The 20,244-nt window shown below is 59.4% G+C and carries 21 protein-coding genes, 2 tRNA genes and 1 pseudogene (1 of these 24 running past the window's edge); 15 read left to right on the top strand and 9 right to left on the bottom strand.

The window, feature by feature from the left end:
* The first annotated feature begins 103 nt into the window (after positions 1–103).
* The 5 genes from HMPREF3155_RS09040 to HMPREF3155_RS09060 all read left to right on the top strand — a co-directional run bounded on the left by HMPREF3155_RS09040 (position 104) and on the right by HMPREF3155_RS09060 (position 4,390).
* Positions 104–1,237: a sensor histidine kinase gene (locus HMPREF3155_RS09040; RefSeq protein ID WP_246817719.1), complete on the top strand. Its 1,134-nt coding sequence runs from the start codon at positions 104–106 to the stop codon at positions 1,235–1,237.
* Positions 1,234–1,911 carry a response regulator gene (locus tag HMPREF3155_RS09045; RefSeq protein WP_062038737.1) on the top strand — a complete coding sequence of 226 codons (678 nt, stop codon included), beginning with the start codon at positions 1,234–1,236 and terminating at the stop codon, positions 1,909–1,911. Before HMPREF3155_RS09040 ends, HMPREF3155_RS09045 begins: the two co-directional genes overlap by 4 nt.
* A 73-nt stretch (positions 1,912–1,984) precedes the next feature.
* Positions 1,985–2,899: an ABC transporter ATP-binding protein gene (locus HMPREF3155_RS09050; RefSeq protein ID WP_062040427.1), complete on the top strand. Its 915-nt coding sequence runs from the start codon at positions 1,985–1,987 to the stop codon at positions 2,897–2,899.
* Positions 2,896–3,642, top strand: a complete 747-nt coding sequence (locus HMPREF3155_RS09055; protein ID WP_061922892.1) for an ABC transporter permease — start codon at positions 2,896–2,898, stop codon at positions 3,640–3,642. The genes HMPREF3155_RS09050 and HMPREF3155_RS09055 overlap by 4 nt, the downstream gene beginning before the upstream one ends.
* A 4-nt stretch (positions 3,643–3,646) precedes the next feature.
* Positions 3,647–4,390: an ABC transporter permease gene (locus HMPREF3155_RS09060; RefSeq protein WP_061922889.1), complete on the top strand. Its 744-nt coding sequence runs from the start codon at positions 3,647–3,649 to the stop codon at positions 4,388–4,390.
* A gap of 157 nt (positions 4,391–4,547) precedes the next feature.
* Here the strand turns inward: HMPREF3155_RS09060 and HMPREF3155_RS09065 are convergent, their stop codons facing one another.
* Positions 4,548–5,996 carry an RNA polymerase sigma factor gene (locus HMPREF3155_RS09065; protein ID WP_070433196.1) on the bottom strand — a complete coding sequence of 483 codons (1,449 nt, stop codon included), beginning with the start codon at positions 5,994–5,996 and terminating at the stop codon, positions 4,548–4,550.
* A gap of 197 nt (positions 5,997–6,193) precedes the next feature.
* Positions 6,194–6,994 (bottom strand): polyphosphate--glucose phosphotransferase, encoded by an 801-nt coding sequence (gene ppgK, locus HMPREF3155_RS09070; protein ID WP_070433146.1) that lies wholly within the window; start codon positions 6,992–6,994, stop codon positions 6,194–6,196.
* A 35-nt stretch (positions 6,995–7,029) separates the two neighbouring features.
* On the opposite strand from ppgK, the gene HMPREF3155_RS09075 reads away from it, so the two are divergent.
* Entirely contained in the window at positions 7,030–7,893 is an 864-nt protein-coding gene (locus HMPREF3155_RS09075; protein ID WP_070433147.1) for an inositol monophosphatase family protein, read from the top strand.
* Positions 7,894–8,001: 108 nt separating this feature from the next.
* Positions 8,002–8,292, top strand: coding sequence for a DUF4193 domain-containing protein (locus HMPREF3155_RS09080; protein ID WP_061922875.1), 291 nt, complete (start codon positions 8,002–8,004; stop codon positions 8,290–8,292).
* A gap of 130 nt (positions 8,293–8,422) precedes the next feature.
* Here HMPREF3155_RS09080 and HMPREF3155_RS09085 read toward each other — a convergent pair whose 3' ends face one another.
* Positions 8,423–8,959: a DUF3093 domain-containing protein gene (locus tag HMPREF3155_RS09085; protein ID WP_083281296.1), complete on the bottom strand. Its 537-nt coding sequence runs from the start codon at positions 8,957–8,959 to the stop codon at positions 8,423–8,425.
* Positions 8,960–9,029: 70 nt separating this feature from the next.
* Here HMPREF3155_RS09085 and dut point away from each other — a divergent pair, with 70 nt between their 5' ends.
* The 5 genes from dut to dxs all read left to right on the top strand — a co-directional run bounded on the left by dut (position 9,030) and on the right by dxs (position 14,467).
* A complete protein-coding gene (gene dut / locus HMPREF3155_RS09090) occupies positions 9,030–9,503 on the top strand; it encodes a dUTP diphosphatase (protein WP_061922873.1) in 474 nt (157 codons plus the stop codon).
* A gap of 37 nt (positions 9,504–9,540) precedes the next feature.
* Complete coding sequence (locus HMPREF3155_RS09095; protein ID WP_246817720.1) at positions 9,541–10,419, top strand: DUF3710 domain-containing protein; 879 nt, start codon at positions 9,541–9,543, stop codon at positions 10,417–10,419.
* A gap of 88 nt (positions 10,420–10,507) precedes the next feature.
* Positions 10,508–11,152 (top strand): DUF3159 domain-containing protein, encoded by a 645-nt coding sequence (locus HMPREF3155_RS09100; protein ID WP_083281299.1) that lies wholly within the window; start codon positions 10,508–10,510, stop codon positions 11,150–11,152.
* Positions 11,145–12,443 carry a class I SAM-dependent RNA methyltransferase gene (locus HMPREF3155_RS09105; RefSeq protein ID WP_256374627.1) on the top strand — a complete coding sequence of 433 codons (1,299 nt, stop codon included), beginning with the start codon at positions 11,145–11,147 and terminating at the stop codon, positions 12,441–12,443. The genes HMPREF3155_RS09100 and HMPREF3155_RS09105 overlap by 8 nt, the downstream gene beginning before the upstream one ends.
* Before the next feature lie 119 nt (positions 12,444–12,562).
* Positions 12,563–14,467, top strand: a complete 1,905-nt coding sequence (gene dxs / locus HMPREF3155_RS09110; protein WP_070433150.1) for a 1-deoxy-D-xylulose-5-phosphate synthase — start codon at positions 12,563–12,565, stop codon at positions 14,465–14,467.
* A 3-nt stretch (positions 14,468–14,470) separates the two neighbouring features.
* Here the strand turns inward: dxs and HMPREF3155_RS09115 are convergent, their stop codons facing one another.
* Both HMPREF3155_RS09115 and HMPREF3155_RS09120 read right to left on the bottom strand, forming a co-directional pair.
* A complete protein-coding gene (locus HMPREF3155_RS09115; RefSeq protein WP_070433151.1) occupies positions 14,471–15,718 on the bottom strand; it encodes an HRDC domain-containing protein in 1,248 nt (415 codons plus the stop codon).
* 40 nt (positions 15,719–15,758) lie between these two features.
* Positions 15,759–16,433, bottom strand: a complete 675-nt coding sequence (locus HMPREF3155_RS09120) for a DUF3000 domain-containing protein (protein WP_070433198.1) — start codon at positions 16,431–16,433, stop codon at positions 15,759–15,761.
* A gap of 164 nt (positions 16,434–16,597) precedes the next feature.
* On the opposite strand from HMPREF3155_RS09120, the gene hemQ reads away from it, so the two are divergent.
* Positions 16,598–17,299: a hydrogen peroxide-dependent heme synthase gene (hemQ, locus tag HMPREF3155_RS09125; RefSeq protein WP_070433152.1), complete on the top strand. Its 702-nt coding sequence runs from the start codon at positions 16,598–16,600 to the stop codon at positions 17,297–17,299.
* A gap of 59 nt (positions 17,300–17,358) precedes the next feature.
* Here hemQ and msrB read toward each other — a convergent pair whose 3' ends face one another.
* The 4 genes from msrB to HMPREF3155_RS09145 form a co-directional block, all read right to left on the bottom strand.
* Entirely contained in the window at positions 17,359–17,772 is a 414-nt protein-coding gene (msrB, locus tag HMPREF3155_RS09130) for a peptide-methionine (R)-S-oxide reductase MsrB (RefSeq protein ID WP_061922852.1), read from the bottom strand.
* A 10-nt stretch (positions 17,773–17,782) separates the two neighbouring features.
* Positions 17,783–19,000 (bottom strand): glycosyltransferase family 87 protein, encoded by a 1,218-nt coding sequence (locus tag HMPREF3155_RS09135; protein ID WP_246817721.1) that lies wholly within the window; start codon positions 18,998–19,000, stop codon positions 17,783–17,785.
* A 10-nt stretch (positions 19,001–19,010) separates the two neighbouring features.
* Positions 19,011–19,688, bottom strand: coding sequence for a dihydrofolate reductase family protein (locus tag HMPREF3155_RS09140; RefSeq protein WP_070433153.1), 678 nt, complete (start codon positions 19,686–19,688; stop codon positions 19,011–19,013).
* 92 nt (positions 19,689–19,780) lie between these two features.
* A tRNA-Val gene (locus HMPREF3155_RS09145) sits at positions 19,781–19,855 on the bottom strand.
* Positions 19,856–20,084: 229 nt separating this feature from the next.
* On the opposite strand from HMPREF3155_RS09145, the gene HMPREF3155_RS09150 reads away from it, so the two are divergent.
* Both HMPREF3155_RS09150 and HMPREF3155_RS09155 read left to right on the top strand, forming a co-directional pair.
* A tRNA-Gly gene (locus HMPREF3155_RS09150) sits at positions 20,085–20,160 on the top strand.
* Positions 20,161–20,210: 50 nt separating this feature from the next.
* Positions 20,211–20,244 (top strand): annotated as a pseudogene (locus tag HMPREF3155_RS09155) (it continues 53 nt past the right edge of the window).

A 20,244-nucleotide genomic window follows, 5' to 3' on the forward strand; every position in this document is an offset into this window, starting at 1 on the left:
GTGGGGAAGGAGGTCTATTTAGGCCCGGCCTTGGATAAAAATGGCCGACGGAATCGTACTCAGGCATGACTACTTAACTCGTCGAACCGGATAGCGTAGAGGCGTGGAAGTCTTTTCTGATAGGCGAATGATTCGTGACCTTGCGGTGTCGCTTTTGTGCGGAGCGGCGTCTCTCATCGGTAGGGACCTGATGTCTCGGCCGCTCTTTGACTACCTGATTATCGCCTTGGTCGTGCTAGTGCCAATTATTAGCAGGCGGTGGCCGCGCCTGGTGGTCTTCGTTGCATCAGTGGTGCTCTTCGCCAGCCTGTTCCAGGTGGAACTCACCGTAGGCATCATAATCCTTGCGGGGCAGGTCGCCTACATTATTCGCCGCAGGCTGGAAGAGCCCCTACGTCGAATAATGACTATAGGGATGCTTGCTGCGGACTTTATCGGCGTATTTTGGGTGAGCCAAACGGTACAGGAAGCAGCACAGGATATTGCGCGGCGCCTTTTCGTCGTGGGCTGGAGCCTACTGGTCCTTGCGGTGTGCATGCTTGTGGGTGAACTGCGTAGGAGAGCAGAGGAAGAACGCACACGGGAGATTTCGCGTGCTTTAGAGAAACAACGCCTGGAATTCGAGAAAAGCTCGACGGAACAACGGGCGTTCATCGCACGTGAGATCCATGACGTCGTCACGCACTCGCTATCGGTTATAGTTGCCCAAGCCGATGGGGTGCTCTACGCCAAAGACACGGAAGCACAAGAAGAAGCTTTGAAGTCTATTTCCCGCGTGGGAAGGACCTCTTTGAGGGAGATGCGGGGAGTCGTGGGCTTGCTGCGCACAGGCGAAAAGCGCGGCACTCAGCCGATGGCGGGATTCGGTGATCTTTCAGAACTCATTAATAGCGTTAGAAGCGCCGGCATTGCTGTGGGATATCGCTGCACAGGAACGCCACCTGAAGAGCTTTCCGCCGCGACGTCACTAAGTCTGTACCGAATTGTCCAAGAGGCTTTGACCAATGCGAACAAACATGGTGGCGGGCAAGCAGACGTACTAGTCGAATGGCTTGAAGGTATCGTCCGCCTTGAGGTGCGCAATGGATACATGGGTGATGCCCGAGGCGAGGGACATGGCATTGTGGGAATGAAGGAACGAGCGGAATTGGTTGGAGGAACCTTCCAACAGCGCAGTGATGCTGGCATATGGATAGTAGAAGCAGAGTTACCCACAGGAGGAGGAAGTAAGCAATGAAAGTCGGATTGGTAGATGACCAGGTTCTCTTCCTACACGGGATTGCCCAGATCATTAGTTCGCAGCCAGACATGGATGTTATCTGGCAAGCAAACGATGGCGAAGATGCGCTGACCCAATGCGCGGCCACGCCTGCTGATGTGGTGCTCATGGATGTACAGATGCCTGTCCGCGATGGAATTAGCGCCACTGCTGAAATCGCATCCACTCTTCCGGAGACGAAGGTCATCATTCTGACAACCTTCGATGACGAAGACTACGTAGTAGCTGGGCTGCGAGCAGGAGCGAGTGGCTTCGTGCTCAAGGACGCAGAGCCAGAGGAGCTACTAAGCGCGTTGCGCACTGTCTATCGCGGAGACGCGGTAATCTCACCCCGCGCCACTAAGCGCCTTGTCCACAGTATGAGGGATGATTCCACGGACACGCTGAGTATTAGCGGCGTAGACCGTCGGGTACTTGAGTCGCTGACTGCCCGTGAACAAGAAATCCTTGAAGCAATCGGGATGGGATGGTCCAACACAGAGATATGTGAGCGGATGTTCATCTCTATGCCGACCGTCAAGACGCACGTTGGACGAGTACTCGCCAAGACGAGTTCTAGGGACCGTGTACACGCAGCCCTTTTCGCCTATCGCACAGGAGTTGTCTCCCGTGCTGACCTGCTTAGCTCCTAATACCCCGGTATGACTCGCAAAATCGTGCCTCGCGGCGATGTGCGGCGTAGGCGCGCCGGGCAACGATTGAGTTATGAGTACAGAATATGTTGTCGAAACTCAGGGTTTGACCAAGGAATATAAGGGATTCAAGGCCGTCGACGGCCTTGATATGGCAATCGGCCACGGTGTCGTTCACGGATTGTTGGGGCCAAATGGTTCGGGCAAGTCCACGACCATGAAAATGCTTTTGGGTCTGGCAAAGCCGACCGAGGGAAGCATCAGCTTGTTCGGTGAGCCTTTCGGGCCTAAGACGCGCAGCCGGGCCTTGGCCCGCACCGGCTCGCTCATCGAGCAGCCTTCGGCCTATTTGCACCTCACCGGGCGAGAGAACCTGCGCATCGCTGCGCGGCTTCTACGCGCTGAAGCAGAAGACGTGGATCGCGCAGTGCACCTCGTGCGGCTGGAAAAGCAGCTGGACAAGCAAGTAGCGAACTATTCCTTGGGCATGAAGCAGCGCCTCGGCATCGCAATGGCTATGATTCGTAACCCGCAGCTTCTGATCCTTGATGAACCAACGAACGGTCTTGACCCTGCCGGTATCGAAGAGATTCGCAATCTCATCGTCAGCCTCGCTGCCGATGAGGGGCGAACGGTATTGGTTTCGAGCCACCTTCTCTCGGAAATCGAAAAGATGGCTAGTGAGCTGACCATTATTAATCGCGGGCAGTTGCTCTTCCAAGGTACAAAGCAGGAGCTTTTCCATTCCCAGCCGCCTGAAGTCTTTATTGAAACTCCGAACCCCAAGGAAGCGGCGCAAGCACTCGCGGGTATCTCAGTGCGCTTTGTAGAAGGTGGCATTCGGGTTCCGAACTTAAGCGAGCGCGACGTCGCGGGGGCTTGCGCGCAGCTCGTCAACCATGGCGTGCCCATCTACCAGGTGCTAAGAACGCACCGCAGTCTCGAAGAGATCTTCATTTCGATTACGGGACGAGGTGGCTTGCAATGATGCTGCAGAATGAATATGCCAAGATGCGGCATACCCGGATGCTGCCGCTTGCCCTTGCTGTCACGCTCGCCATCGTTGCTTTTTCCAGTATGAATCTGGTGGGTGAGCACACCGCCGAACAATTTCAGCAAGATCCGCATAGTCAATGGGGCGGGCATCTCCTTGGCTACATCATGGCGACGGCCTTCCTCACTCCGGTGCAGGTGGCATTGTTAGCCAGCCGCGCAGCCGATGTAGAGCATCTCCACGGCGGCTGGCGGCTCAATTCCATCGCCGGGTACCGCCGCGGTGGTCTGCTCCGCGCGAAGTTCGCAGCTTTAGCCCTTGTCCTAGCCGCAGTAAAGGTAGTTGAATTGCTCGCGGTCTTGACCACTCCATTCCTCTTTGGCGCACAGTCGATTGATTCACTCGGCACATGGGTTCTCACAGCAGCTGGTCTATATGGAACCTCGTGCGCACTGATGGCGATTTTCTTGTGGCAGGCAGCACGCGTGGAATCCCAGCTCGTGGTGCTCAGCACTGGGGTAGTAGGCGGCTTCCTCGGTGTGGCAGGAATGCTTTCCCCAACCGCGGTCACGCTCATTAATCCCTTCGGCTACTACGCAGTCTTATCCCCATTTACCTTCCGCCCCGAAGGCCTAGCGAGCATCGAACCACTGTGGATTCCATGGGCACTTTTCATCGCCGTTGTAACCGTCATCTTCACCGTGCTTTGTCGCACGCTTGATTCCCAGGAGGAATAAGTTCATGTTTGCTATCGACTTGCTGAAATTTCGACGCTCCTACGTATGGGCTGTCACCTTCCTCGTGCCGTGTATAGCAGTCGGCATTGGTGCCGCGAATTATCACGCCAACTTGGCGCTACTTAATGCCGGATGGGCAAGCTATCTTTCCCAAGCAACGCTGTTCTACGGCCTAATCTTTATGACTGTGGGAGTGGCCATCATCGCTGCAGCTGCCTGGCGCCTGGAACACCGCAATCACAATTGGAACACTATTTTGACCTCACCGCGCTCGGCGGGAGAAGTAGTCGCGTCCAAGTTTTTCTCCATCATGGTCCTCATCGCGCTAATGCAGGCGGTGTTCATTGCGCTGGCATTAGGCATTGGACGCGGCTTAGGAATACAGGGAGAGATTTCGCCGCTCAACGTGAGCGCGCTGTTCTTAGCAATCATCCCGGCGTTCGCAGTCGGGGCCTGGCAATCCTTCTTCTCGATGATCTTTCGCAGCTTTGCCACGCCCGTGGCGATTTCACTTGTGGGCGCGATTGCCTCAGTTGGAATTCTCTACAGCGGTATTCGGCTCATCCCGATGCTGCTGCCACCGGCTATGGTTACGTCGACGATTTCGCTCGGCAGTACTGCCTTCAGCGCAGATGACACTCCTGATGTGTACGGTATCGCGTTCAGGATGGCTGTTTCTATCTGCTTCGTCATCGGAGCTTGGATTGCATCTGTTGTCTGGCTGCGAACCCATGACGTTGAGGCTTAGAACTCATCCCTAGGACTCATCCTTGGGACTCTTGCTTGTGCCACAGATGCAAAATGCCCTCGCGTCCCTCCGCAGCTTAGTGCTAACGGGGGGAGGAGAGGGCGGCGTCGGCAAGCGCGTGTGTCTTGTCGCTTGCCCTTGGCTAGCGTGGCCCCTCTTAGTCGAGGTAGTCGCGCAAGACCTGAGAGCGCGATGGGTGGCGCAGCTTGGACATGGTCTTGGACTCGATCTGGCGGATGCGCTCGCGGGTGACGCCGTAGACTTGACCGATTTCGTCTAAAGTGCGCGGCATGCCGTCGGTCAGGCCGAAGCGCAGGCGAACGACGCCGGCTTCGCGCTCAGACAGGGTGGTGAGCACGTCTTGGAGCTGATCCTGCAGGAGGGTAAAGGATACGGCGTCGACAGCGATGACTGCCTCGGAATCCTCAATGAAGTCACCCAGCTGGGAATCGCCCTCATCACCAATGGTCTGGTCCAGGGAAATAGGCTCACGAGCATACTGCTGGATCTCCAGCACCTTTTCCTCGGTGATGTCCATTTCCTTCGCCAGCTCCTGCGGGGTGGGCTCGCGGCCCAGATCCTGCAGCAGCTCACGCTGGATGCGGCCCAGCTTGTTGATGACCTCAACCATGTGGACCGGGATACGAATGGTGCGGGCCTGGTCTGCCATGGCGCGGGTAATGGCCTGGCGGATCCACCACGTGGCGTAGGTGGAGAACTTGTAGCCCTTGGTGTAGTCGAACTTCTCAACCGCACGGATAAGGCCTAGGTTGCCTTCCTGAATGAGATCCAAGAAAGCCATGCCGCGGCCGGTGTAGCGTTTTGCCAGCGAGACCACCAGACGGAGGTTCGCCTCCAGCAGGTGGTTCTTTGCCTTGCGGCCATCACGGGCGATGGAACGCAGGTCGCGCTTTTCCATAGGAGAGAGCTTGGCGGCCTTATCGCCCTCAGCGCGAGCCTTTTCCATCTCATCCATGCGGTACTGCGCGTAGAGGCCAGCCTCAATGCGCTTTGCCAGGGAGACCTCCTGCTCAGCGTTAAGGAGGGCGACCTTACCGATCTGCTTGAGATAAGCGCGGACGGAGTCAGCAGAAGCGGTCAGCTGTGCATCCTTGCGCGCCTGGCGCAGGGCAGCAGACTCTTCCTCGTCCCAGACGGAGGACGAGTCCTCATCGTCGTCTTCTTCGTCCTCATCCGCATCGAGCTCGTCCTCAGCATCGCCGAACTCGTCATCGTCCATGTCCGCGCTATCCGGATCGAAGTCCGCGTCATCCTGGTCGGCGTCATCTACCAGCTCGTCCTCGAGCTCGTCAGAAGCGGTCTCGAGGTTCTCCTGCTTTTCTTCAGGAGCGGTCGCGGCCTTCTGCGCAGACTTGCGGACGGTCTTCTTGGCAGATTTCTTCGCAGTTTTGCGAGTCGTCTTCTTGGCCGTCTTCTTAGCAGTCTTTTTGGCCGTCTTCTTCGCGGTCTTTTTGGCGGTCTTCTTCGCGGTCTTCTTTGCGGTTTTCTTGGCCGTCTTTTTGGCGGTCTTCTTGACAGGGGCAGATGCCTCGGCGGCATCAGCGCCCTCGCCGAGAACCTGGTCTGAAGAATCAGTGGCTGCCACGTACGCCCTTTCGACTTGCTTGTGATTGAAAACAGCAAGGTTAGACAAGATCCAACCTTTGGGGCCATGCTATGAGCTCGCCTGATTAGGGCGGGTTAGGCACGCCGCGTGCTGTTTAGATTAAGGATCGACGGCCCAGTATAGATGATCTTGGCTCTAAGGCGGTGAACTGGGGTCGATTAGCTATGTGATTACTGTTACGGCTTAAGGCCCTGCTGGGCTGCCATAGCCGCACCCACGATGCCCGCACGATTGCGCAACTGCGCTGGGGCAACGGGAGTAGAAGTAGTGAGCTTATCGCCCCACTTTTCCCACTTCCGGGAAATGCCGCCGCCAATGATGAAGGCGTGGGGGTTGAAAATCTTTTCATATTCTTCCAATACTCGGTCAAGGCGCTTGACCCATTCCTTGTACTTGAGATCCTCGCGCTCTTTTACAGCAGAGGATGCCTGGTGCTCAGCCTCGGCATCGCCGACCATCATGTGGCCCAACTCCGTATTAGGGAAAAGTTGGCCGTCCAGCAGGAACGCGGAGCCGATACCAGTGCCGAGGGTCAGGAAGATGACCGAGCCCGTGCGCGCCACCTCGTCGCCGTAGGCAACCTCGGCGAGGCCGGCAGCGTCGGCGTCGTTAAGCACCACGAAAGGCTGATCCAGGTACTGGGCGAAAAGCTCCTGCGCATCCACGCCAATCCAGGACTTGTCGATGTTGGCGGCACTGAGCACCTTCTGATCTTTCACCACGGAAGGCAGAGTGATACCCACCGGGCCCTCCCAGTTCTTTTCCGCCACAATCTGCGCGACGATCGTCGCCACGGCCTCCGGGGTGGACTTTTCCGGGGTAGCAATCTTTAGACGCTCGCCCACGAACTCGCCGTTTGCTAGGTCTACTTCCGCGCCCTTGATGCCGGAACCTCCGATGTCGATGCCAAAAGAGTGCTCCGCCTGGGCTGGGGCGGCGTGGTTTGCGGTGCTGGTTTCAGCTGTAGTGCCAGTCATAGGCATCAAGTCTAGGCAAATGCATAATTGTTGGCATGGCTAGCTTTGATAGGGATGTAATTAACGTCGAAGAGCTGCGCGATTTCGCCGCGGCTACTGCCCGTGCCGCCGCCGCACGTATTCGCACGCAAAGAGCGGCGCTTATCGACGCCGACGGTCTCGCTGCGCACACGCAGACGAAGTCGAGTGCGGTGGATCCTGTCACCGAGGTAGACCAAGCAACGGAGCGTTTCATCACCGATCAGATCGTCTCCGCGCGTCCCGGCGACGGGATCTTGGGCGAGGAAGGCGCGGACGTTTTAAGTAGCACCGGCATTACCTGGATTGTCGATCCCATCGATGGCACTGTGAACTTCCTCTACGGCATTGCCGAGTACGCGGTGTCCATCGGCGCCGCCGTGGATGGCGAGATCGTCGCCGGCGCCGTCATCAACGTGGTCCGCGGCGACCTCTACTCGGCGGCCCTGGGCCACGGCGCCACGCTAGAAACGTCCGATGGCACTGTACGAAAGCTTCATTGCCGCACCGAAACCGATCCTGCGCTAGCCCTGGTGGCAACGGGCTTTGGGTACGCAGCGGGGCGTCGCCAAGCGCAGGCGGAATTGCTTTGCCGACTGCTTCCGCAGGTACGTGATATTCGTCGCATGGGCGCGGCCGCGCTCGACCTGTGCCGCGTGGCGGAGGGAAGCGTCGACGCCTACTATGAGCACGGAATTAACGCCTGGGACTGCGCCGCCGGTGCCATCATCGCAGCTGAGGCAGGAACCGTGGTTAATCGCCCAGGATTGAATAAAGGCGCAAAAGATGGCGAATTAACCTGGGCCTGCGGGGGTAGCCTGGCCTCGGCATTTTCCCAGCTTCTCGAAGAAAATGGTGCCCTAGAGCCACTGCGGGGGTAGGAATCTGACGCGCCTGCGGCGGGGCGAGTATGACATCGCAGCAAATGTGTTTTAGGATGCGCACGATAAATACCTATCCCAACCACATGACTAATAGGGGCGTACACTATGGCCACCGATTATGACGCACCGCGTCGCCGTGTAGAAGACGAGCTGGAAGCCGACTCTCTCGAAGGTCTGAAGGCTGCCGAAACCGACAACAACGGCATGGACGACGATGGAGAAATCGTCGAGGCTTTCCAGCCACCGACAGTGGATCTCACCGGTGAGGAACTCAACGTCACCGTCATCCCGCGTCAGGAAGACGAGTTCACCTGCTCTTCCTGCTTCTTGGTGCAATCCAACAAGCGCTTGTCCCACGAGGAAGACGGTCAGCCGATCTGCCTCGACTGCGCATAGGCGAGAAATCAAATTCCCCTCTGCGGGCGACTTACCCTTTGGAGCAATAGCTCCTTTCGGAGCAATAACTTGGGTAAGCGGCGCAGAGGGGAATTTTTATGTCTTGCTGCTTTGAGGGAGCTTGCGGCTTTTAGGTGTTCTGGCGACCTGCCGGACCCAAGAAGGCATCTAGCACTTGCTGTGGTTTCTTGGCGGCAATGAGCCAGTACGGAGTTGGATCATCTGGATCATCCAGAACCAGCATCACATGCTCATCGATCCAGCCATGCGTGACCAGGAAGGCGGCTGGGTCGAACTGTGGTCCAAGGGCGTTGCGGCGCGCCGACTTTGGCACCACCATGGAGCGCTGCACCACATCGTGGGGAAGCTGCGCGTCTTTGACCATGAGCCAGCGGGTGCCATCAGCATCCTTTTCCACGCGCAGGACGGTGCCGGACCAAGAAACCATGACCCAAATTGCGATGGCGCTTAAAACCACGGCCGGGATGATGACCCACCAAATAGTGCGGTTCAGGCTGACCGTTGCGGTGGTAATCGCCACGACGAAGGCCGCCATGAACCAGAAATACCACGGCACCCATTGGCGCTCGCTGTAGAGGACCTCCGGCGCGGGGCTGCCTGTTGCGCCGGCTGCGGTTTGGGAAGCGGAAGCAGAATTCTTAGACACGGGAAGTAAGTGTAGTCACTTAGGCCCTGCTTTAGCGAAGCCGTTGTGGCACCACGGTAGGCTAGTGCGGGTGAATGAGACGAACCCATTAATCGATCCTGCAAGCCCATTCGGCCCTGTCAAGGTACGCCGTCTGGATAAGGAGCTGCCGCTGCCGCAACGCGCACACCGTGGCGATGCTGGCGCTGACCTCTGCGCGGCAGAATCGGTCGACATCGCCCCGGGCGAGCGCGTCCTCGTGGGAACCGGCATCGCGGTCGCACTACCGCTGGGCACCGTTGGCCTTGTCCACCCGCGCTCCGGCCTGGGCGCCAAGCACGGTGTTTCGGTGGTCAACACGCCGGGCACCATCGACGCCGACTACCGCGGCGAGATTAAGGTCTGCTTGATTAACCACGACCTGCACGAGACTTTCCACGTGGAGCGCGGCATGCGCATCGCGCAGCTGCTCATCCAACGCGTGGAGCTGGTCGATTTCGAGGAAGTTGAAGAACTCGACGAGACCGTGCGCGGCACCGGTGGCTATGGCTCTACCGGTGTTTAGGTAGCGCGCGAGAAAAGTTTGGAGAACAATTATGCCTATGTGGCCTTTTTCTAAGAAGAAATCTGACTCCCAAAGCGATGAAGCCCAGGACCTTGAAACCCGTAATGAGGCCGAGGAACGCAGCGCGGCCGATGGAACTTCGGCGGCAGATGATGCTGCGCAAAGTGACGCTTCAGCTGCGCTAAGCGACGCCCCGTCCGGCCCAGAGGGCTTCAAAGCCTACAGTGTCGAGCACGACGCCGTGGGTGGCGAGATGGGTCCATTCGATGGTGACCAAGTAAATATCCAGGACTTCGACTTCGAGGACTTCTCGGTAGGCCTTTTGGATTTGGGCTCCATGCGCATCCCGCTGCCAAAGGGCACCCAGGTGCAGGTGGAGATGGGCGAGCAGGGCCCGAAGATGCTCCACATCGTTAGCCAGCACGGCCGCATGACGCCGGTTGCCTTCGCCGCGCCGCGCAAGCCGGGCCAGTGGGCTGAGTCCGCGACCGACATCATTAATGGTCTTATCCGTGACGGCTTTGAAGCCCACGGCGAGGATGGCCCATGGGGCACCGAGATCGTCGGCACCAACCCGAACGGTGAAATCCGCATCATCGGCGTCGACGGCCCGCGCTGGATGTACCGCCTGACCCTTGCCGCACCGGCGGGCAAGCAGGAACAACTCGCAGAGCTTGGCCGTGAGGTTTTCGCCCGTACCTTTATCTATCGCGGCGAGGATCCGATCCTGGCCGGCAACTCACTGCCGGTGACCCTGCCGCAGCAGCTGGCCGAGCAGGTGCAGCAGGCAATTAAGCAGCGTGCCGAGGGAACCAGCGCCGATGGCGCTGACGCCCAGCGCACTGATTCTGCAGCAGCTGAAGCGGAGGCTGAGGCCAAGGCACAGCTGGATGAATTGAACAAAGAAGAAAGCTAACGTGACGAAACCCGATAGTTCTAACGGCGCATCCGCGTCCAACGACGCAACCGTAACCACTGAGCAAGAGCCCACCCTTCTGGAGCAGATGGGCGGGCTTTCCGGCCTGGTATCTGCGACGCTGCCCGTGGTGGTTCTCATTCCGGTCAACAACGTGTGGGGCTTGGGCCCTGCCTTGTTGGCCGCGCTTGGTGTTGCCCTCCTTATCGCCGTCTGGCGCATTGCCCGCAAGGAAACCCTGCAGCCTGCTATCTCCGGCCTGGTGGGCGTCGGTATTTGCGCCGCCATCGCGTGGTTCACGGGCGATGCAAAGGGCTACTTCCTTTACGGCATCTGGATGTCGCTGCTGTTTTTCATCGTGGCTGCCATCTCGATCGTGGTGCGCTGGCCGCTGGTCGGCGTCATCTGGAAAGGCATCAACGGCGAGGACATGCGTTGGCGCACCGTGGCACCAGCCCGCCGCGCCTACGCCATCGCAACTGCCGGCTGGGCAGTGATCTTCCTGGCGCGTTTCATCGTGCAAAACGCCATTTACAACGCCGACAACACCACCGCGCTCGGCGTCGTGCGCATCCTGATGGGCTGGCCTCTGACAGGCGTGGTCACCCTGCTGACCATCTGGATGGTCCGCCGTGCCAACGCCGCTGTCGAGGAAGCCATGCCAGCAGAGGAAGCAGAAGCATCCGCTGCATCCTCTCCGGCCGCGTCCGCTGAGGAGGCTATTCGTGACTAGCCCGGAGGTATCGATTACTAAGGGCGAGACTTTCGACGTCACCGTTGAGCGCATGGCACACGGCGGCGTGGGCATCGCGCATGCTGCCGATGGCCGCATCGTCTTCGTCCACGGCGCATTCCCCGGCGACGCCGTGAGCGTTATCGCCCGTAAGGTCAAGAAGTCCTTCATTGAGGCTGACCTCGTGGCCGTGAATACCGCTGGCTCCTTGCGCGTGGAGTCCGCCTGTCCGGCGGCTGCACAGGGCACTGGCTGCTGCGACTTCCACGAGCTGGATCCGAATAAGGAATCCGATATCAAGACAGACGTCTTGACTGAGCAGCTGCGCCGCGTGGCCAAGCTGGAAGCAGATGAGCTCGAGCGCCTCAACATTGAGACCCGCGAGCTTGCCCCACAGCGTGGCTGGCGCACGCGCGTGCGCCTCGGCGTGGACCAGGAGGGCCGTGCCGGTCTGCGCAAGCGTGGCTCTACCGAGCTCGTCACCGACGTCGCCTGCACCCAGCTGGTGCCGGGCCTCGTCGACGGAATCGTGGGGGAGGACGCCCGCCGTTTCACCCCGGGTGCTGAAGTCATCGCCGTGATGGACAGCGAGGGAAACCGCCACGTCGTGGAATCCCGCCGTGCCCCGCGCGGGCGCCGCGTCGAAACCGTCCGTGAAGTCATTGAAGGCTCCGGCACCGTGGTCGAAAAGGTAGGCGAGCACGCCTTTACCTTCCCGGCTACCGCATTTTGGCAGGCTCACCGCGCCGCCCCGGAGGCCTATACCGCGCTCGTGCGCGAGTGGCTCTCTGCTTCGTCAGCACCGGCTGATTCTTCTGGAGAATCCGCTGTGGCCTGGGACCTCTATGGAGGCGTGGGCCTTTTCGTGCCCGCGCTGCACGACGCCCTGGTAAGCAGCGGAGCGGCCGAGAAACCTGCAGACTTTGCCTCCCCGCAAATTTACTCCGTGGACTACTCGCCGGCAGCAGCTGCCACTAAGCAGGATTGCCTGGCGCCTTACAACGTGGAGTTCCGCAGCGCCAAGGTGGAATCATCTGCGGCGCAGCTGCCCGCACCGCGCTTCGTGGTCCTTGACCCACCGCGCACCGGCGCTGGCGACGACGTCGTCCGTTCCGTAGCCACCGCCGCACCACGCAGCGTCGTCCATGTGGGCTGCGATCCAGCAACCTTCGCTCGCGACATCAAGGCGTGGAAGCAGGCCGGTTATGAACTCAAACGCTTGACCATGCTCAACGCCTTCCCAGGAACGCATCATTTCGAGACAATGGCGTTGCTGCAGCCGCATAAATAGCCCTGTCCCCGCCGCCGCGGCTAACCACCCAAGCTAACTCGAGGATTGCCGCCCTTAGCGCAGGAACGGGTACGGTAGAAAAGAAAAAGAACTGACAAGAAGGAGAAGAAGGCCGCTCCATGACCATTCTGGATACCATTGCGTCGCCTCGCGATTTGAAGGCTCTCTCCCCAGCACAACTGCGCCAGTTGGCTGATGAAATTCGTCAACGTCTGATTGAGAAGGTCTCCGTCACCGGCGGCCACCTAGGGCCAAACCTGGGCGTCGTGGAGCTGACCGTGGCCATCCACCGCGTGTTTGACTCCCCGCGGGATGCCATCGTTTTCGATACCTCCCACCAGTCCTACGTGCACAAGATGTTAACGGGGCGCACCGATCAGTTCGATACTCTGCGCCAGAAGGACGGCCTTTCCGGCTACACCGACCGCGGCGAGTCTGAGCATGACTGGACCGAGTCCTCCCACGCTTCTGCCGCGCTTTCTACCGTCGATGGCTTGTCCAAGGCCTTCAAGATCAAGGGCGAGAACCACCGCAACGCCGTGGCCGTCGTGGGCGATGGCGCGTTGACCGGCGGCATGTGCTGGGAAGCGCTCAACAACATCTCAGCCGATAAAGAACGCAACGCCGTCATCATCGTCAACGACAACGGCCGTTCCTATTCGCCGACCATCGGCGGTCTATCCGAGAACCTGGGCCGTATCCGTGCCCAGCATGGCTACGATGAGATCATGGAACAGGGCAAAAAGCGCCTGAAGTCCATGGGCTGGGTCGGCGAGCGCACCTTCGATGCGCTGCATGCCATCAAGGACGGCGTGAAGTCCACCGTCATGCCTACCGAGATGTTCCCAGAGCTTGGCATTAAGTATGTTGGCCCCATTAATGGCCACGACATCGACGCCGTGGTGCGCGCGCTTTCCTACGCCCGCGACTACGACGGCCCAATCATCGTCCACACCGTAACGGAAAAGGGCCACGGCTTTGCCCCAGCCGTCAACGAGCCGAAGGATCAGATGCACTCCACCGGTGCCATCGACCCAGTCACCGGCGTGGCAAAGGGCCAGAAGCAGCCGGGTTGGACCGCAGCTTTTTCCGAGGAACTCATTAAGGCGGCAGAAAACCGTGAGGACATCGTGGCGATTACCGCTGCCATGGCAGGTCCTACCGGCCTGGCGCCTTTTGAGGAGCGCTTCCCAGAGCGCTTCTTCGACGTCGGCATCGCAGAGCAGCACGCGATGGCTTCTGCCTCTGGCTTGGCGCTAGCCGGCATGCACCCGGTGGTTGCCATCTACTCGACCTTCCTGAACCGTGCCGTGGACCAGGTCATCATGGACATCGCGCTGCTGAAGCTGCCGGTGACCATTGTCTTGGACCGCGCTGGCGTCACCGGCTCCGACGGCCCTTCCCACAACGGTGTGTGGGACATGGCCCTGATGAGCATCGTCCCAGGCATGCGCATCGCCGCTCCTCGCGACGGCGCCCGCCTGCGCGAGCTGTTCAACGAGGCCCTCGAGGTCAACGACGGACCAACCGTCGTGCGTTTCCCCAAGGGCAACCTGCTTGATGACATCGAAGCAGTGGACCAGCTTTCCGACGGTGTGGACATCATCTACTACAACGATGCTGAGGAAGCTGCCTCCGATGTCCCAGACATCCTGCTCGTTGCCATCGGCGCGATGAGCACCCGTTCCCGCAACGCCGCGAAGCTGCTCGAAGAGCGCGGCTACAACGTCACCGTCGCCGACCCGCGCTGGGTGGTTCCGGTACCGCAGTCCCTGGTTGGCCTCGCGGCAGACCACGACCTCGTGGTCACCGTCGAGGACGGCATCATCCGTGGCGGCATCGGCTCCATGATCGCAGAGGCGCTGAATGCCGCTGAGGTGGATACGCCGCTGCGCCGCATGGGCGTGGCCAACTACTTCCCACGCCACGCAAGCCGCGGCGAAGTGCTGGAGGAAAACAGCCTCACCCCGGAGGAAATCGCCGCAGCCGTCGAGGACTGGCTGGGTACCATCACCGAAGGCTAGGGCCTAGCTGCCGGAATAATCGAGCCCTTCTTCCAGAATCGGTTGAAGGAGCTCGATTTGCCATTCTCTGGCTCCTTCATCCCGTAGGAAAGGCGCGATATCGCTTTCGTCTGTGACGAGTCCGCCCACGGAACCCTCGCGTCGTGCCTGCGGCGGGCAGCCAGCGGCCCACACCACCGCACGCAACGTGGCGGGCTTGATGATGATTTCCCACGGCATGCCCAATTCCTCACCGAGCTCTTCGCAATCGGTGCGCAGGTCCTGGAACACTCGCCACAGATGCGGGTGGTCCTTGTTCCACACCGTCTTGGAAGGAACGCGGGAAGGCTCCCGCTTCTTGCTCGGCCACTCGCGCCGATCTATCTCGCGCGCCTGTTGGACTACCGCCAGCCACTGCAGGCCCGCCCCGTGGCGCTTGCGCGGCACGCCCTTGATGCGGGCAAAATCGCGGGGAGAATCGGGCAGCTGGCGTGCGATGTCCACGAGCACGCGGTGCGGCAAGACGCGGTTTGGTGCGGTGTCAGTCTCACGGGCAATCTTCTCCCGCTTGGTCCACAGCAGCTTCGCCACGATGAGCTGTTCCGACTTGTGAAGGGCCTTGAGCCCCTTGAGCCCGCGCCAGGTACGTGGCGCCGGCTCCTTGATGCCGGCATGCTCGGCCACGATTGCCGCGAATTCTTCATAGGCCCAGTCGAGTTTGTCTTGCTCAGCCAAGATATCGCGCAAGGCCTCCGCGAGCTCTAAGAGCAACTCGACGTCGAGGGCTGCATAGGCACGCAAGTCCAGGCTCAAGTTCGGCTCAGACCAGTCAGCATCGCCGTAGCCTTTTTCTAGCTCGACGTCGAAAAGCTCTGCAACCATGGAGCCTAAATTCGCATGCTCAAACCCTGCCATGCGGGCGGCGAGTTCAGTATCAAAAAGAGTGCCTGGATATAGCCCCAACCAGGCCAGGCACGGCAAATCTGAGGGCGCGGCGTGGACTACCCACGCGGAATCATTAAGCACCGGCGCAAGCGCTGCCGTGAGCTGTTCGCGTTTACCCTCCGGTGCAAAGAGGAAGGTTCCGGCGCCTTTGCGGCGCACCTGAACCAAAAATGCGCGGTCATCATATCGATACGAGGACGCACGCTCAGTATCGATAGCGAAAGGGCCCTCGCCAGCTGCCAGCGCACTAGCCGCGGCTTTAAACTCCGCCGCGGTGCGCAAAACCTCTGGAGTGCCTTCCGCCGGTCTGGTCCGCAATTCAGTCATAGTAGCCAGCCTACAAGTCTGGTGTGACACGGAGCGGTAGTTAACGTCCGAGCTCTGTAACGCCCTCCGGAGGCAGGCCGGCGACGTTCGCGAGAACCTGGGCAAAGGCCTCAACGTGCGGGGTTAGGTTCAGATCCGCAGCAGTCCAGGAGGCGCGCATCTCCAGTTGGTAGGCGCGCGGCGGGCCGCCGATCTCGCCGTAACGGACAGAGGCGGTCGAGGTAACCGTGCCACCCAAGTTGGTGTGCGTTGCGCCGTTGGCCTCCATGGCCTCGTTGAGCCACTGCCAAGCGACGTCGGGAAGCAGCGGGTCACCCGCGACCGCATCGTCCATATCTGCCTGGATATAGGCCACCAAACGCATGGCGCCTTCCCATGCCTCTTCGGCGCCGGGATCGTGCAGGAGGATAAGGCGGCCGAAGGCATCGCCCTCGGCGTCCGTTGGAACCACGTCGGTGCCTTCCGCAGGGTCGCCAATTTCCAGGCCAACAGCGTGGCTATACGGCGCCAGGCGCTGCGGCGGGCGAATGGTGCCCAAAGTGATTTCGGGGCGCAGCTGTGCCGCGTGCATGGAATCGACAGCGGCGTTGAAGACGGTGGGCGTCGTTGCCTCTTCCGGTACGGAAGTGGCCTTGGCTGCGGCGTGCTCGTGCAGGCTCGTTGCGGCGCCTGCCGGGGTGCTCGAAGTTGCGTCGGAATTGCTCACGAGGTTCAAGCTATAGTTTTCGGCTCGGAATAGGGCGAAGGCGCGCCGGAACTCGGTGAGCTGCCCGACAAATGGGGCAGGGTGGTGGCAGGGGAAATGGAAATGGCCGCCTATCCAACTTATGATGGATAGGTATTTCAACATGAATCCGCTTTTCAAGGAGACGGTCCAATATGGCGAAGGTTAACTTCCAGGAGCTCAACGCAGTACAGCAGTATTCCCAACACGCGGTGTTCAAGGTCATTCCGGGTGCCCTGGGAACCGAGCGGGAGGACATCGTGACCCAGGCGCAGGAGTTCTTCAAGGCTCTCGAAGCTGCAGGGAAGGTAACCGTCCGCGGAATCTATGATCTTTCGGGCATGCGCGATTCTGCCGATTTCATGATCTGGTGGCACGCCGAGCAGTTTGCGGATATCCAGAAGGCATTTGCGGACTTCCGCCGCGAGACCGTTCTCGGCCAGGTCTCCGAGGTGACCTGGGTAGGCAACGCCCTGCACCGTCCGGCAGAGTTCAACAAATCCCACCTGCCTTCCTTCATCATGGGTGAGGAACCAGGGGATTGGATTGCGGTCTACCCGTTCGTGCGTTCCTACGACTGGTACACCATGGATGAGGAAAAGCGCCGCCGCATCCTGATGGAGCACGGCATGCAGGCCCGCGACTACCCAGACGTGCGTGCGAACACCGTGCCATCCTTCGCGCTCGGCGACTACGAGTGGATCCTCGCCTTCGAGGCTCCAGAGCTACACCGCATCGTCGACCTGATGTACCTGATGCGCTACACCGAGGCCCGCCACTACGTGCGCGAGGAGATTCCTTTCCACACCGGCCGTCGTGTCAAGGACGTCGCCGAGCTCATCGCGGTGCTGCCTTAAGAAGGCTGCCTTAGGTTGCTGCCTAAAGCAACCTACTTAGGTAATTTGGCAAACGCGGCCTAATCCTCGATGGGTTTTTCCTCGAGGTTGAGGCAGATCGAGTTGATGCAGTAGCGCTGATCCGTCGGGGTGTTATAACCCTCGCCAGTAAATACGTGGCCCAAGTGGGACTCACAGTTGGCGCACAACACCTCGGTGCGGGTCATGCCGTGTGAGGTATCAACTCTTTCGATGACGGCCTCTCCAGCCAATGGGGAAAAGAAGGAAGGCCAGCCACAGTGGGACTCGAACTTTTCCGTAGAGCGGAAAAGTTCGGCTCCGCAGGCCTTGCAGGAGTACACGCCCTCGGTGGTGGTGTTGGTGTACTCACCAACGTGAGGCGCCTCAGTGCCAGCTTGACGCAGCACACGGTATTCCTCGGCGCTTAGCCGGTTGCGCCATTCAGTATCGGCAATGAGCTTGAAATCAGTCATGCCGGGAAGTCTAGACCTTGGTCTCGTCCTGCCGCCACCATCCGGCAACCGATGCGGCGATCAAGACAATCAGCAGGCCCCAGCCAATTGTTGCGCTGAACACGGCCATCCAGTATCCCGCGGTGGGCCAGGGCACCGAAGTCCACTTGACTGGCGCGAGGAATAAAAATGCCACGCACCACGCCGGGACGGTATGGAATACCGAACGCGGCAGAAAAACGGTAAAGACCAGCGGGATAAGCCACATGGAGTAGTACTGCTGGCCCAACGAGGACAGGAAGAAGATTCCCGCCATAATTGCGCCTGAGGTGGTCAAAGCCCAGAACACCGGCTCCGTGTCGCGCCATTTGAGTAGGCCCAGGATGCTAAACGCGCACGCCGCGGCGGCGGCGAGCCAGACCGCGTAGAACGGGGCGTCGCCAAGCCCAAAATAAGCCTGCACGCCCGGCCACGAGCTGTTGGCGAAGTCGCGCGTTTGCCCGAGATAAGGCACAAGCTTGTCCAGGTAGCCGCTGGCGCCCGGGGTAAGTGGCCAAGCGACGGCGTTGAAGATGACCGGCACCGCGATACTTAAGGCGGCACTTAGCCACCGTTTCTTCACCAGCGTAAGGAATAGTAACGGCCCAAACTGGGGTTTGATGAGAATGGCCAAGCCCAACACCAGCCCCGCGATGATGTGGCTGCGGCGGCGCGTGTCCAAAATGCCCCAGAGGAATATCGCCATGGCCAAGAAGAGAATGCCGTTGATGTTGGTGAAGGCAAGGGTATTGGTCACTGACTCAGTGGCAAAAGCCAAGATAATGGAGGCCGGAAATTCCGGGCTGCGCAGGTTGCGTCCGACGAGTTTTATGAGGACAGCGAGGGCGCCGATGATGGCCAATGCATTGACCACAATGAAGCCGCAGCGCGCCACCGTGAGATCCATCCACCCTAAGGGCGAAAGTAAAAGCGTGGCGCCTGGATTGTAGAGATAAAGCGGATCGACATGCGTGTAGTCCTGCTCGTAGACGGGAATGCCTTGCAGGAAGCGGCGCATGGCCGAATGCACGGTAGTAAAGTCGTCGGTGGTGGTGCCGTTTAACGCGACGATGACAACGCGATGGAACACCAACAACAGTGCAATCGGCCAAGCCGCGGTTTTAAAAACCTTGATGCTTCGCGAGCCATACGAAGACTTTGTGTCCAATGGCAACGCGTCAGCAGCTGGAGAGAGACTCGGGGATTTCACGATGTGCAGTTTACGGGGCGCCTACTACGGCGTAGCGCAGAAACACCGTGCCGTCAGCGTCCGGGATTACGCTTTCAAGCGACAGGCTTAACGGCTGTGCATTTGCCGTTTCCTCATCCGGCGCGTGGACCAGCGGTTGGGAAACCGTGGGCGAAAAATGCGGGTCCAGGGTCAAATAAAGCTTGTCCACCATGCCTGCGGCAATGAAAAGGGAATAGATACCTGGGCCGCCCTCGCAACTAATGCGGGACCAGCCCTTCGCGCGAAGAGTCTCCACGACGGAAGGGATCGTGCCGTCACCAGTGCCTAGCAACGTGGCGCCGGCTTCCTCCAAGCGCTTCGACGCGGTGGTGCCTAAGTTCTCATCTGGGGTCAAAATGATGGGCGGAGTGCCAACATTAAAAAGCTTCGACTCCACGTCCAAGTCAAGCGAGTTACTCATCACCGCAATGCGTGCCTTGCCAGGGGAGGAGCCCTCATAATCCTCGGCCTTGACCGTGCCTGAACCCACTACTGCAACGTCGGCCCACTCGCGCAGTGCTGCAAACAACGCGGCGTCGTTATCGTTGCCCATGGCATCCGAGGTGCCATCTATAGTGGCCGAACCAGAAAGGGTAGAGACCTCAATCAGGCGGATGCCCGGCTCGTCAGGGCCGACCAGCGTGGATATATCAATGCTTTCGCTCATGCCGGCCAGCCTAGTGGAGAAATAGCGGAGGAGTTACAACGAGATACAACAAAGCCGGCATCCTTGAATAAAAGATGCCGGCTTTAAGAAAGTGGTGGTCCTAGCTGGGATTGAACCAGCGACCTTTCCGGTGTGAACGGAACGCTCTCCCACTGAGCTATAGGACCGCGGTGCGGTGTTGAATTTACACCTAGGGCGGTGGCAACTCCTAATCGGTCTATTGAAGAGAATTCTAAAATGACATCGACGTAATTCGCTCGGTGAAAATCGCTATCAAACAGCGCTGTAAAAACAGCTAATTATCCTGCGGATTTGGAAACTTCGAAAGTGCGCGATAATGTTTCTACTCGCACCACGGCAGACGGTTGTTACACACAACAGTTTGTATGATGCAATGCGGATGTAGCGCAGTTGGTAGCGCATCACCTTGCCAAGGTGAGGGTCGCGAGTTCGAGTCTCGTCATCCGCTCCAAGACGTTGATCGGTAGCTATTCTGGTTAGCGTGTTGACAATAAAATATCGGCGCGATTAGCTCAGTGGGAGAGCGCTTCCCTGA

The organism is Corynebacterium sp. HMSC06D04 (genome assembly GCF_001807315.1).
In the GTDB taxonomy this organism is placed as follows: domain Bacteria; phylum Actinomycetota; class Actinomycetes; order Mycobacteriales; family Mycobacteriaceae; genus Corynebacterium; species Corynebacterium simulans.

Coding starts and splice junctions, on each gene's coding strand:
- HMPREF3155_RS09050 (WP_062040427.1), top strand. CDS start 1,985: ATGAGTACAGAATATGTTGTCGAAACTCAGGGTTTGACCAAGGAATAT.
- HMPREF3155_RS09080 (WP_061922875.1), top strand. CDS start 8,002: ATGGCCACCGATTATGACGCACCGCGTCGCCGTGTAGAAGACGAGCTG.
- ppgK (WP_070433146.1), bottom strand. CDS start 6,994: ATGACTGGCACTACAGCTGAAACCAGCACCGCAAACCACGCCGCCCCA.
- HMPREF3155_RS09140 (WP_070433153.1), bottom strand. CDS start 19,688: ATGAGCGAAAGCATTGATATATCCACGCTGGTCGGCCCTGACGAGCCG.
- dxs (WP_070433150.1), top strand. CDS start 12,563: ATGACCATTCTGGATACCATTGCGTCGCCTCGCGATTTGAAGGCTCTC.
- HMPREF3155_RS09100 (WP_083281299.1), top strand. CDS start 10,508: ATGGGCGGGCTTTCCGGCCTGGTATCTGCGACGCTGCCCGTGGTGGTT.
- hemQ (WP_070433152.1), top strand. CDS start 16,598: ATGGCGAAGGTTAACTTCCAGGAGCTCAACGCAGTACAGCAGTATTCC.
- msrB (WP_061922852.1), bottom strand. CDS start 17,772: ATGACTGATTTCAAGCTCATTGCCGATACTGAATGGCGCAACCGGCTA.
- HMPREF3155_RS09075 (WP_070433147.1), top strand. CDS start 7,030: ATGGCTAGCTTTGATAGGGATGTAATTAACGTCGAAGAGCTGCGCGAT.
- HMPREF3155_RS09095 (WP_246817720.1), top strand. CDS start 9,541: ATGTGGCCTTTTTCTAAGAAGAAATCTGACTCCCAAAGCGATGAAGCC.
- HMPREF3155_RS09115 (WP_070433151.1), bottom strand. CDS start 15,718: ATGACTGAATTGCGGACCAGACCGGCGGAAGGCACTCCAGAGGTTTTG.
- HMPREF3155_RS09055 (WP_061922892.1), top strand. CDS start 2,896: ATGATGCTGCAGAATGAATATGCCAAGATGCGGCATACCCGGATGCTG.
- HMPREF3155_RS09045 (WP_062038737.1), top strand. CDS start 1,234: ATGAAAGTCGGATTGGTAGATGACCAGGTTCTCTTCCTACACGGGATT.
- HMPREF3155_RS09060 (WP_061922889.1), top strand. CDS start 3,647: ATGTTTGCTATCGACTTGCTGAAATTTCGACGCTCCTACGTATGGGCT.